This is a genomic window from Pseudomonas sp. P135, assembly GCF_020312125.1.
GTDB classification, from domain to species: Bacteria; Pseudomonadota; Gammaproteobacteria; order Pseudomonadales; family Pseudomonadaceae; genus Aquipseudomonas; species Aquipseudomonas fragariae.
Genome location: NZ_JAGPYR010000006.1, coordinates 1 through 12,261, shown reverse-complemented (window position 1 = coordinate 12,261; position 12,261 = coordinate 1). Strand labels below are relative to the sequence as shown.

The window sequence follows — 12,261 nt, the reverse complement described above, 5'->3', positions numbered from 1 at the left end:
CGGGGTCAGGTACGCCCCGGCGAAGGACGGCGATTCTAGTCGAGCGGCCGGTTACCAGGCAATCGTCTTGCCCTGGTAATCGATGAAGTGATGGCCGCCTTTGCCAGCGTAGGCATTGAGCTGTTCGACAAGCCCGGTGGTGCTGGTCATGACGTCGATGGCAGCATTTTCGCCGCCCATGTCGGTCTTGACCCAGCCCGGATGCATCGACAGCACGGTGGGACGGTTTTCGCCCAGCTCGGTGACAAAGGTATTGGTCATCGAATTGAGCGCGGCCTTGCTGGCCTTGTACAGTGCAAGGTTGGCGCCATCCGGGCAAGTGACGCTGCCCAGCCACGAACTCATGAACGCCAGGACGCCCGTGCCGGGACGAAGTTGATCGACGAAGCGCTCGGCCAGACGAATCGGTGCCACCGCGTTGGTCAGGAACAACTGCCCCAGCTCGGCAGCGGTCGACTTCGCAGCGCTCTGGTGTTCCGCACCGGTGATGCCGGCATTGACGAACAGCACGTCGAACACCTCGCCGCGCAGCTTCTGAACCAGCACTTCAAGCGAGGCGGTTTCGTCCAGATCCACCGCTTCGATGCGCACACCCTCGACTGCTTTCAGGTTTTCGGCATTTTGCGGATCACGTACGGTGGCGGTGACGTGCCAGCCCTGTTCGGTCAAGCGCTGCACCAGCCCTAGCCCCAGGCCACGCGAAGCACCGATGATCAGAGCGGTTTTCTTGGTAGTGGTCATGAATGATTCCTTGGCAGATTGAGAGACAGACTCCATGGCAGTGCCAGCAAGGCCTCTCGAAAGTTTCGACCTTGCAGCGTACTCCTGCCCATGACCTGTTGGAATCTTCGCGAGCCGAAAACGTTCAAGGTAGATGCCTGACGCGGAGCATTGGCACGATAGTCGGGATTATCGTTCCGCACGCTCCGGCGTGGGAATGCACTGCGTGACGCTCTGCGTCACAGATCTACGCCGCGCCGCGCATTCAGGATCGGACGCAGAGCGTCGCACGATAATCCATCAGGTATGTGTAAGCCCATCAATGCCCCGCCCGCCATGGCTGGCCCAGCGATACCGGCGCATACAGCCGGGTGCGCAGGGCGTCGCGGGAGAGCAGGACGAGGACGATGATGGTGGCCACATATGGCAGCATCGCCAGCAGGTTGGACGGGATCGCCAGGCCGATGCCCTGCGCGACCAGGTGCAGAATGCTGGCCAGACCGAATAGGTAGGCACCCAGCAGCAGGCGCCACACGCGCCAGCTGGCGAACACCACCAGTGCCAGGGCAATCCAGCCGCGTCCGGCGCTCATGTTTTCTGCCCACATCGGCGTGTAGGCCAGTGACAAATAAGCCCCGGCCAGCCCAGCCATTGCGCCGCCGAACAGCACCGCCAGGGTGCGCACGCGCAACACCGGCAAGCCCATGGCGCTGGCGGCATCTGGGTTTTCACCGACGGCCTGGATGATCAGCCCGATGCGGCTTTTCAGCAGTGCCCAGGCGACCAGCGCGAACAAGACAAAGGACAGGTAGACCAGCAAGTCCTGGGCAAACAGCATGCGGCCGATCAGCGGAATGTCGCTGAGCAGGGGGATGGCGACAGGTTCGAAACCGCTCAACGGTTTGCCGACCCAGGCGGCCCCGACGAAGCTGGAAAGGCCGACGCCGAAGATGGTCAGCGCCAGCCCGGTCGCGACCTGATTGGCGTTGAACACCAGCGCCACCAGGGCAAACAATGCCGACAGCAGCATGCCTGCAAGCATCGCCAGCAGCACGCCCAGCCACAGGTTGCCGGTGTTCAGGGCGACGATGAAACCGATCACTGCGCCAAACAGCATCATGCCTTCCTGACCGAGGTTGATGACGCCGCTTTTTTCACAAATCAGCTCGCCCAGCGCTACCAGCAGCAAGGGTGTTCCGCAACGGACCATGGCGTAGAAAATGTTGCTCAGCAGGTCGATATCCATCATGCGGCTCCTGTGACAGGTGTCATCTGGCGCTTGGCCCAGTGCAGTTTCAGACGTGGGCGGTAGAGAATCAGCACATCACAGGCCAGCAGGAAAAACAGCATCATCCCCTGAAACAACTGCGTGATTGCCAACGGCAGGTTCAAGGTCATTTGCGCGCTTTCCCCGCCCAGATACAGGAGGGCGATCAACAGGCTGGAGAACAGAATGCCGATGGGGTTGAGGCGGCCGAGAAAGGCCACGGTGATCGCGGCATAGCCATAACCGGGCGAGACCTGCGGCACCAGCTGGCCGATCGGCCCGGTCACTTCCGATACGCCCGCCAGCCCGGCCAGCGCGCCACTGATCAACAGCGCCAGCCAGACCAGGCGTTTTTCGCGGAAGCCGACAAACCCGGCAGCACGCTTGTCCAGGCCCAGCACCTTGATCTGAAAGCCGACGAAACTGCGTTGCAGCAACACCCAGACCGCGACCAGCGCCAACAGGGCGAAATACACGCCGATGTGCGCGCGGCCATCCTCCATCAGCAGCGGCAGACGGCTGGCGTCGCCGAAGGTCGCCGACTCCGGGAAGTTCATGCCGGCAGGGTCCTTGAGCGGCCCGTGGACGAAGTACAGCAGCAAGTTGAGGGCGATGTAGTTGAGCATGATGCTGGTGAGGATTTCATTGGCGTTGAAGTGCGTGCGCAGCCAGGCGGTCACGCCCGCCCAGGCCGCGCCGGCGAGGGTGCCGGCCAGCAGCACCATGACCAGCGCCCAACGACTCTCCATCTCGATGATGTTCACCGCCACGGCACTGCCGGCCAATGCGCCGAGCAGCAACTGGCCTTCCGCACCGATGTTCCAGATACGCGCCTGATAGGCGACCGCCAGACCCAGCGCGCAGAGCAGAATCGGCAGAGTCTTGACCATCAATTCCGACAGGCCGTACCAGTCACTGACCGGTGCGATCAGCAAGGTGTGCAGCGTCACCCAGGGGTTCAGACCCAGGCCGATGAACAGCAGCGAGCCGCAGACCAGGGTCAGCACCGCAGCCAGCAAAGGGGAGCACCACAACATCGCGCGCGATTGCTGGCCGCGCGGTTCCAGAGAAAGCAGCATGTTTTGCTCCGTTAACCCGCCACGTGGGCCTGGCTGTGAGAATGATCGAACTGTCCCGCCATCCAGCCGCCGATTTGCACGGTGCTGGTCTGTTCAGTGGGGATCAGCTCGGAAAGCTGACCGCCGCTCAGGGCGGCGAGTCGGTCGCTGATCTGGAACAATTCGTCCAGGTCTTCGGAGATCACCAGAATCGCGGCCCCCGCGTCGCGTAAGGCAATCAGCGCCCGATGGATCGCCGCCGCCGCGCCGACATCCACGCCCCAGGTGGGGTGCGCGGCAATCAACAGTTTCGGCTTTTGCAGGATTTCCCGACCAAGAATGAATTTCTGCAGATTGCCGCCCGACAGACTGCGCGCCGGGGCCTGTGCATCCGGCGTCTTGACTGCAAAGCGCCGAATGATTTCGTCGGCCAGTGCGCGCACCTTGCTGCGCTGGATCAGGCCATTGCTCACCAGCCCTTGCTGGAAGGCGGTAAGCAGCGCGTTGTCGGCGAGACTGAGTTCCGGCACTGCGCCATGCCCCAGGCGCTCGGCCGGGACGAATGCCAGGCCGCGCTTGCGCCGCGCATCGGGGCGCAGGTTGCCGGCCGGGGTATCCTCAAAACGCAGGGTCGCCGCCTGGGCGTGCGGCAAGGTCTGTTCGCCGCTGAGCAGCGCCAGCAATTCATCCTGACCATTACCGGCCACGCCTGCGATACCGACGATTTCGCCGCTGCGTACTTCCAGGCTGAGGTCTTTGAGTGAGCAGCCGAACGGGTCCGGGTTGTGCCAGGACAGTTTGTCGATGCGCAAAAAGGCTGTGCTGCCGCTGGCTTTTTCATAGTGCGCGGTCAGCCCTTCGGCATCGCCGACCATCAAGCGCGCCAGTTCCAGATCGGAGCATTCAGCGGGAATGCAGTGCCCGGAGACCTTGCCGTTGCGCAGCACGGTTGCGCTGTGACACAGCGCGCGCACCTCACCCAGCTTGTGACTGATAAACAGAATGCTGCAGCCTTCCCGGGCCAGATGCCGCAGGGTCACGAACAGCTCCTCGGCTTCCTGGGGCGTCAACACCGACGTCGGTTCGTCGAGGATCAACAGGCGAATGTCCTGCATCAGGCAGCGAATGATCTCGACTTTCTGCCGCTCGCCAATCGACAGGCTGTGCACCAGTCGTTGGGGTTCCAGCGCCATGCCGTAGCGTTGTGAGACCTCGCGGATGCGCGGCTCCAGTTGTTTGGGCGTGCCTGCTGCTGCGCCCATCGCCAGCGCGATGTTTTGCGCGACGCTGAGGGTTTCGAACAGCGAAAAATGCTGGAACACCATGCCGATGCCCAGGCTTCTGGCCTGTGCCGGATTGCGCATGGTCTGCGCCTGGCCTTGCCAGATGATCGTCCCGGCGTCGGGCTGCGTCACGCCGTAGATGATCTTCATCAGCGTGCTTTTGCCCGCACCGTTTTCACCCAGCAGGGCGTGAATCTCTCCGGGCTGAATCGTCAGGTCGACAGCGTCGTTGGCCAGGCAGCCGGGATACCGTTTGGTGATATGGCGCAGTTGCAGGCGCGCAGGTATCGCGTGGTTTGACATGAAAGGCTCTGAGGCAGAAGTGGGTCGCGTGTGGATAAAGCAAAATCCTGGCCAAGGAGTCAGGATTCGCGTCCGGTGCGCTGAATCAAGGCTGGGCACGGAGTTTTCGGCTTTGTCGCCGGCCTTCTTCCATCGCACGCACGCGTTTCAGCACCAGTTCGGGGCGTGCTGACCGGGCGCGGGCCAATGTGGCCCTTTGATTTGAACAAAAAATGTACAGCGGACGTGGAGGGCGGCGCACTGAACCAATGCGCGACCCTTGCACCTGTTATCCACAGGTTCTTCCACAGATACTGTGCGCAAGCGGGTTGAGTGAGAATAATGCGGCGGCGGTTAACATCCAAAGGCACTAAGAAGCGCTAACAGGCTGTTTTTGCGCTCTTTATGGATCCACGAACGGCAATTGCTCAAAAAACGATCATTCGCCTGAAACGCAAGCCCGGCAAGGCTCGTGGTGGAGTGTGCTCAGCTTATCCACAGCCGGATGCACAGTAGATGTGGGCAATTGTTACATGTGCCGCAGAGGCTGCGGCTATTGCTCCGGCGCTGCGTGCAGAAGGATTCTGCCGCGACTCAGGTCGGCCAGTTGGCGCTGCAGGGTATCGGTGTGTTCGGGGCCGATGGCGATGGACATCTGCACACCGTTGGCCATGAAGTTTTCGCTTTCCACCAGCCCGTTCAATTCGCCGAGACGCAGCTTGACCAGCGCCAGCTCACTGAAGCTGCACTCAAGGTGGAACGAGGCGCGCTGGATCAGCGGCAGACGCTCGGCATGCTGCAGACATTTGTTGGCACCGCCGCCATAGGCGCGGGCCAGGCCGCCGGTTCCCAGTTGAATGCCGCCGTACCAGCGGATCACCAGCACCACGACCTGATCGAACGCCTGCGCTTCGATGGCGGCCAGAATCGGCCTGCCTGCGGTGCCGCCCGGTTCGCCGTCATCGTTGCTGCGGTACTGGCCACCGAGCTTCCAGGCCCAGCAATTGTGGGTGGCGTTGAGGTCACTGTGCTGCTCGATGAACGCCTGTGCGTCGGCCGGGCTGGCGATGGGGGCGGCGAGGGTGATGAAGCGGCTCTTGCGGATTTCTTCACGAAACTCGCAAGGGCCGACCAGGGTAAAAGGCATGCGTGTGTCCAGCTGACGTCAAGGCGACGATTCTACAAGGCTGGCGGCGTGAGCCCACAACCTTTGAGGATGATTCGAATGAGATTGTTGCTGGCCTGATCCATGTCCTGGCGCGTCAGTCGGGAGCGACCGGTGACGCGACAGATCTGCGAGGCGAAGTCGGCATAGTGCTGGGTGCTGCCCCATAGCAGGAAGATCAGGTGCACCGGGTCAACGGGGTCCATCTTGCCGGCGTCGATCCAGGCTTGAAAGACCGCGGCCCGGCCCTGAAACCACAGGCGGTAATCCTGACTGAAATACTCGCTCATGCATTCGCCGCCGCTGATGATCTCCATGGCGAAGATCCGCGAGGCCTGTGGCTGGCGGCGCGAGAACTCCATCTTGGCGCGAATATAGCGGGCCAGCGCCTCTGCGGGATCGTCTTCGACGCTGAGGTGGTTGAAGGTGCTGTCCCACAAATCGATGATGTTGCTGAGCACCGCGACATACAGGCCGAGTTTGTTGGTGAAGTAGTAATGCAGATTGGCCTTTGGCAGCCCGGCCTTGATCGCAATGGTGTTCATGCTGGTGCCCTTGAAACCGTGGCGGGCGAATTCATCTTCGGCTGCCTGGATGATCGCTTCTTCGTTCTTCTGACGAATACGGCTTGCAGGCTTGGTGACGTGAGCGCTGTGTGCGGGGACTTCAAGGGGCATGGGCAATTCCGGACAGGTCGTAGGGCGCGACGGATGAACAGATAGCGCACCGGCGAGCATCTCGCAAGCGTCGGTGCGGGCGCGGCATGCAAAGTTATCGTGGTTGCTCCACAGGTTCGGGTTCCGTTACGGCGTCGGTCGTAGCGGCGGTGACTTTGCCTTCCGGAATCAGCAGGCACATGACAATGGCCGTGATGCCGCCGCTGGTGATCGCCGAATCGAACAGGTTCTGCACCAGTTTCGGCAATTGGTGCAGCAGCGCAGGCTGCGCCGCAATGCCCAGACCGACACCCAAGGACGTCGCAATGATCAGCATGCTGCGTCGGTCCAGCGGTGACTGGGCCAGAATGCGCACCCCGGCGGCGGCGACGCTGCCGAACATGACCAGCGTTGCACCGCCGAGCACTGGCTTGGGGATCTGCTGGACGATGGCGCCGATGTGCGGAAACAGCCCGAGTACGAACAGCACCGCGCCGATGTACAGCCCGACGTAGCGACTGGCAACGCCGGTCAACTGGATCACGCCGTTGTTCTGCGCAAAGGTGGTATTGGGAAATGCGCTGAAGGTCGCGGCGATCATGCAGCTCACACCATCACCAAGCACGCCGCCCTTGAGGCGTGCCAGGTAGCTCGGGCCGCTGATGGGCTGGCGCGCGAGCATGCAATTGGCGGTCAGGTCGCCGACCGTTTCGATGCTGCTGATCAGATAAATCAGCGCGACCGGCAGGAAAGCACTCCAGTCGAAATTGAAGCCGAAGCGGAAGGGCACCGGCACGCTGATCAACGGCAGGTCGTGAAGGGCTTGCGGCACCAGCTTGCCGCTGAACCAGGCGGCCAGACTGCCGACCGCCAGGCCGATGATGATGGCTGACAAACGTACCCAGGGCGTATTCGAGCGATTGAGCACAATGATCACGGCCAGAACGAACGCGCCCAGCGCCAGGTTCACCGGGGCGCCGAAGTCCGGCGCATTGAAACCGCCGCCCAGGTCTGTCACGCCCACCTTGATCAGGCTCACACCAATCAGCGTGATGACAATGCCGGTCACCAGCGGCGTGATGACCCTTCGCAACTGGCCAATGCAGCGACTCAGCGCGATCTGCACCAGCGCACCGAAAAAGCACACGCCGAAGATCATCGCCATGATGTCCTCCGGGCTGCCGCCGCGCTGCTTGACCAGAAAGCCTGCGGACAACACGGCGCCCAGGAACGCGAAGCTGGTGCCTTGCAGGCAGATCATGCCCGCGCCGATGCCGAACGGGCGGCGCGCCTGGATGAACGTACCGGTGCCCGAGACCATCAAGGCCATGCTGATCAGGTACGGCATGTATGTGGTCAGGCCGAGGGTCGAGCCGATGATCAGGGGCGGGGTTATGATCCCGACGAAGCTGGCGAGCACGTGCTGGAACGCAGCCAATATGGCCGTCCAGGGTTTGGGGCGGTCGTTCAGGCCGTAGATCAGGTCATCGTTGTCGAGTGTTTCAGGCTGCATGGCAAGTTCTCGGACGGGGAAATGCCATGTGCTGGCGTGTCGTTGTCCGGGACTACTGCAAAAAACTGTCCAGTTGCTCAGGTTATTTTTATTTGAATCCAGTTATTTCAATAAATATCAGCCTCATAGCGCTTTCAACGCGCTCTGCAGCGTCGGCGAGCCGGCCAGGTGCCGGGCAGAAATGTGTCATCGGGTAGCGGCAAGTGTTTCCAGAAAGCTCTCCAGCACCAAATGAGGGCGCCGGCCTTTGCGGGTGACGGTCACCAGATTGAGGTCGTAAAACTTCGAATCCGGTTTCAATGCGCGCAGCCTGCCTTCCTGCACCCAGGTGTTGGCGTAATGATCGGGCAAGTAGCCTATGTAGCGGCCGGTCAGAATCAGGAAGGCGATGCCCTCCCGGTCCGACGCGCTGGCCGTGCAGGTCAGCGCCTGATAGTGGTCCTGAACATCGTTGGGCAGGCGAAAGGTCGGAGCGATGGCTTCCTGTTGTGCGAGGCGTGCGTCATCCAGCGTCGCATTGTCGACGTAAAACAGGGGATGCCCGACCGCGCAATAGAGCAGCGAACGCTCGCTGTACAACGAATGATACTCAAGCCCCGGCAAGGCGCTGGCCTGTGGCACGACACCGACATGCAGACCGCCGTCGAGTACACCGCGCTCGACTTCGGCGGGGGCGATCATGCGGATGTTGATGTGCACGCCCGGCCCGCGCTCTTTCAGCCGGGCCAGGGCATGGGTGATGCGCATATGGGGGAGGGTGACCAGATTGTCGGTCAGGCCGATGTTCAGCTCGCCGCGCAGGTTCTGGTGCAGGCCGTTGACCTCTGTCCTGAAACTTTCCAGCGCGCTGAGCAGTTGCAACGACGACTGATAAACCTCGCGCCCTTCGTCGGTCAGTGAAAAACCGGCGCGGCCTCGCTGGCACAGGCGCAGGCCGAGGCGTTGTTCCAGATCACTCATCTGCTGGCTTATCGCTGATCGGCCAATGCCGAGCACGCTTTCAGCCGCAGAAAAGCCACCCGCCTCGACAACGCTTTTGAATAGGCGCAGCAAGCGGATATCAAAATCACTGACCTGCGACACGGGATCGGAGCGACGGATATTCATTGTTTAGTGATTACCAAACCAAAGATCGTAAAAGTCGGGTTTTATGAACTTTAGCCGCGTGGCACCTTGGCTGCAATGACCGATCGTTTAGCGCCTGCGAGGCCTGCTCCCATGAATATGTTCGAAGTGTCCGATGTGCCTGTCACCCGTCAGTTGAAGCTCGATGCTCACTGGATGCCCTACACCGCGAACCGAAATTTCCAGCGCGACCCGCGCATGGTCGTGGCCGCGCATGGCAGCTATCTGACAGACGACAAGGGACGCAAGATCTACGATGCACTCTCAGGTCTATGGACATGCGGTGCCGGGCACACGCGCAAGGAAATTCAGGAAGCCGTGTCCCGGCAACTGGGTGTGCTGGATTACTCGCCGGGCTTTCAGTTCGGGCACCCCCTGTCGTTCCAGCTGGCAGAACAGATTACCGACCTGACGCCGGGCAATCTCAACCACGTCTTCTATACCAACTCGGGTTCCGAGTGCGCGGATACGGCGGTGAAGATGGTACGCGCCTACTGGCGGCTGAAAGGCCAGGCGACCAAGACCAAGATGATCGGTCGGGCACGCGGCTACCACGGCGTGAATGTGGCGGGCACCAGCCTGGGCGGAGTGAATGGCAACCGCAAGATGTTCGGCCAGTTGATGGACGTCGACCACTTGCCGCACACCCTGCTGGCCAGCAATGCGTACTCGAAGGGCATGCCCGAGGCGGGCGGTATCGCACTGGCTGACGAGATGCTCAAGCTGATCGAGTTGCATGATGCATCGAACATCGCTGCAGTGATCGTCGAACCCATGTCGGGCTCGGCGGGTGTGATCGTTCCGCCGCAAGGCTATCTCAAGCGCCTGCGTGAGATTTGTGATCAGCACAATATCCTGCTGATCTTCGATGAAGTCATCACCGGCTTCGGCCGTACGGGCTCGATGTTTGGCGCCGACAGTTTCGGTGTCACGCCTGACCTGATGTGCATCGCCAAGCAGATCACCAATGGCGCCATCCCCATGGGCGCGGTAATCGCCAGCAGCGAGATCTATCAAACGTTCATGAACCAGCCGACGCCGGAGTACGCCGTCGAATTCCCTCACGGCTACACCTATTCCGCTCACCCTGTGGCGTGTGCGGCCGGGCTGGCGGCGCTTGAACTGCTGCAACGGGAGAATCTGGTGCAGCAGGCCGCCGCAGTCGCGCCGCATTTTGAACGTGCGCTGCACGGTATCAAGGGCGCGAAAAACGTGGTCGATATCCGCAATTACGGTCTGGCAGGTGCCATCCAGCTCGCACCGCGTGACGGCGATGCCATCGTGCGGCCCTTCGAGGCCGGCATGAAGCTGTGGAAAGCCGGTTTCTATGTGCGCTTTGGCGGTGACACCCTGCAATTCGGGCCGACCTTCAACAGCCAGGCGCAGGACCTGGATCGCTTGTTCGATGCCGTCGGCGAAACCCTGAACCTGATCGACTGACCGCGCTGGCAGGCTCTCTTCTTATATAAGTGCCTCTATCGCATCGGGTGTGAGCTGACTCATGCCCGTTGCCTTTATCCGGAGTTTCTATGAGCAGCATTCAACACCTGATCCACGGCGAGTTCGTTTCTGCTGAAGGTCGTAGCGCCAATGTCTTCAACCCGTCGACCGGGCAGGTTATCCACACCGTAGCGCTGGCCGATCGCGAAACAGTCCAGAAGGCAATCGACTCGGCCAAGGCCGCCTTTCCGGCGTGGCGCAATACGCCACCCGCCAAGCGTGCTCAGGTGATGTTTCGTTTCAAGCAGCTGCTTGAGCAGAACGAGTCACGCATTGCCCAATTGATCAGTGAAGAACACGGCAAGACCCTGGAAGATGCGGCGGGCGAGCTGAAACGCGGCATTGAAAACGTGGAGTACGCCTGCGCCGCGCCTGAAGTGCTCAAGGGTGAATACAGCCGCAACGTCGGGCCGAACATCGATGCGTGGTCTGACTTTCAACCGCTGGGTATCGTTGCCGGTATTACCCCGTTCAACTTCCCGGCCATGGTGCCGCTGTGGATGTACCCGCTGGCCATTGCGTGCGGTAACTGCTTCATCCTCAAACCCTCGGAACGCGATCCCAGCTCCACATTGTTGATTGCCGAGTTGCTGCATGAAGCCGGGCTGCCGAAGGGCGTGCTCAACGTGGTTCACGGTGACAAGGTCGCGGTCGATGCGCTGATCGAAGCGCCGGAGGTCAAGGCGCTGAGCTTCGTCGGTTCTACACCTATTGCCGAGTACATCTATAAGGAAGGCGCAGCGCGGGGCAAGCGCGTTCAGGCCCTCGGTGGCGCCAAGAATCATGCGGTGCTGATGCCGGATGCCGATCTGGACAATGCCGTGAGTGCCTTGATGGGCGCCGCCTACGGATCCTGCGGCGAGCGTTGCATGGCAATTTCGGTGGCGGTGTGTGTCGGCGATCAGATCGCCGATGCATTGGTGGCCAAACTGGTTCCGCAAATCCAGAGCCTGAAGATCGGTGCGGGCACAACCTGTGGCCTGGACATGGGGCCATTGGTCACCGGGCAGCATCGCGACAAGGTTGGCGGCTATATAGAGGACGGTGTGCAGGCGGGCGCGACCCTGGTAGTGGACGGGCGCAGTCTTCAGGTTGCCGGGCACGAACAGGGCTTCTTCATGGGTGGCTGCCTGTTTGATCACGTGACGCCAGAGATGCGTATCTATAAAGAAGAGATTTTCGGGCCGGTGCTGTGCATCGTGCGCGTGGACAGCCTTGAGCAGGCCATGCAACTGATCAACGATCACGAATACGGCAACGGCACCTGCATCTTTACCCGCGATGGCGAAGCGGCGCGCCTGTTCTGCGACGAGATTGAAGTGGGGATGGTCGGGGTCAACGTTCCTTTGCCAGTGCCGGTCGCCTATCACAGCTTTGGTGGCTGGAAGCGTTCCCTGTTCGGCGACCTGCATGCGTACGGTCCCGATGGCGTGCGCTTCTATACCCGTCGCAAGGCCATTACCCAGCGCTGGCCGCAACGGGCGAGCCACGAAGCGTCGCAATTTGCCTTTCCGAGCCTGTAAATTCTACGGGAGGGAGATCGTCTTTAAAGAGGATCTCCCGTGTTTACAGGGGAGTCGCAAAGCAGGGCGAAGATTTTTGAAATTAACGGTTGACGCCCTCGCTGAGGTGTCTATAATTCGCCCCACTTCCGGCGCAGACGGAAACGAAAAAGCCTTGTAGATCAATAGT

Annotated in this window: 10 protein-coding genes; 2 read left to right on the top strand and 8 right to left on the bottom strand. The window is 61.0% G+C overall.

What is annotated here, in order from left to right:
• Nucleotides 1–51 precede the first annotated feature (51 nt).
• The 8 genes from KBY08_RS10845 to KBY08_RS10810 form a co-directional block, all read right to left on the bottom strand.
• The gene (locus KBY08_RS10845; protein ID WP_004408007.1) at nucleotides 52–741 is read right to left on the bottom strand and encodes an SDR family oxidoreductase; all 690 of its coding nucleotides are present in this window, start codon (nucleotides 739–741) and stop codon (nucleotides 52–54) included.
• 298 nt (nucleotides 742–1,039) lie between these two features.
• The gene (locus KBY08_RS10840) at nucleotides 1,040–1,966 is read right to left on the bottom strand and encodes an ABC transporter permease (RefSeq protein ID WP_024650714.1); all 927 of its coding nucleotides are present in this window, start codon (nucleotides 1,964–1,966) and stop codon (nucleotides 1,040–1,042) included.
• Nucleotides 1,966–3,066, bottom strand: coding sequence for an ABC transporter permease (locus tag KBY08_RS10835; RefSeq protein WP_011266556.1), 1,101 nt, complete (start codon nucleotides 3,064–3,066; stop codon nucleotides 1,966–1,968). Before KBY08_RS10835 ends, KBY08_RS10840 begins: the two co-directional genes overlap by 1 nt.
• A gap of 11 nt (nucleotides 3,067–3,077) precedes the next feature.
• A complete protein-coding gene (locus tag KBY08_RS10830) occupies nucleotides 3,078–4,631 on the bottom strand; it encodes an ABC transporter ATP-binding protein (protein ID WP_111522163.1) in 1,554 nt (517 codons plus the stop codon).
• A gap of 532 nt (nucleotides 4,632–5,163) precedes the next feature.
• On the bottom strand, nucleotides 5,164–5,757 hold the full coding sequence (locus tag KBY08_RS10825) for an IMPACT family protein (protein WP_111522164.1): 594 nt from the start codon (nucleotides 5,755–5,757) through the stop codon (nucleotides 5,164–5,166).
• 32 nt (nucleotides 5,758–5,789) lie between these two features.
• Nucleotides 5,790–6,452, bottom strand: a complete 663-nt coding sequence (locus tag KBY08_RS10820; protein ID WP_003431842.1) for a TetR/AcrR family transcriptional regulator — start codon at nucleotides 6,450–6,452, stop codon at nucleotides 5,790–5,792.
• Between the two features lie 94 nt (nucleotides 6,453–6,546).
• Nucleotides 6,547–7,944, bottom strand: coding sequence for a uracil-xanthine permease family protein (locus KBY08_RS10815; protein WP_104683656.1), 1,398 nt, complete (start codon nucleotides 7,942–7,944; stop codon nucleotides 6,547–6,549).
• Nucleotides 7,945–8,130: 186 nt separating this feature from the next.
• Nucleotides 8,131–9,051, bottom strand: coding sequence for a LysR family transcriptional regulator (locus KBY08_RS10810; RefSeq protein ID WP_011266560.1), 921 nt, complete (start codon nucleotides 9,049–9,051; stop codon nucleotides 8,131–8,133).
• A 111-nt stretch (nucleotides 9,052–9,162) separates the two neighbouring features.
• Here KBY08_RS10810 and KBY08_RS10805 point away from each other — a divergent pair, with 111 nt between their 5' ends.
• Together KBY08_RS10805 and KBY08_RS10800 are read left to right on the top strand one after the other, a co-directional pair.
• Entirely contained in the window at nucleotides 9,163–10,509 is a 1,347-nt protein-coding gene (locus KBY08_RS10805; RefSeq protein WP_003414655.1) for an aspartate aminotransferase family protein, read from the top strand.
• 89 nt (nucleotides 10,510–10,598) lie between these two features.
• Nucleotides 10,599–12,092 carry a CoA-acylating methylmalonate-semialdehyde dehydrogenase gene (locus KBY08_RS10800; protein WP_024659763.1) on the top strand — a complete coding sequence of 498 codons (1,494 nt, stop codon included), beginning with the start codon at nucleotides 10,599–10,601 and terminating at the stop codon, nucleotides 12,090–12,092.
• Nucleotides 12,093–12,261 lie beyond the last annotated feature (169 nt).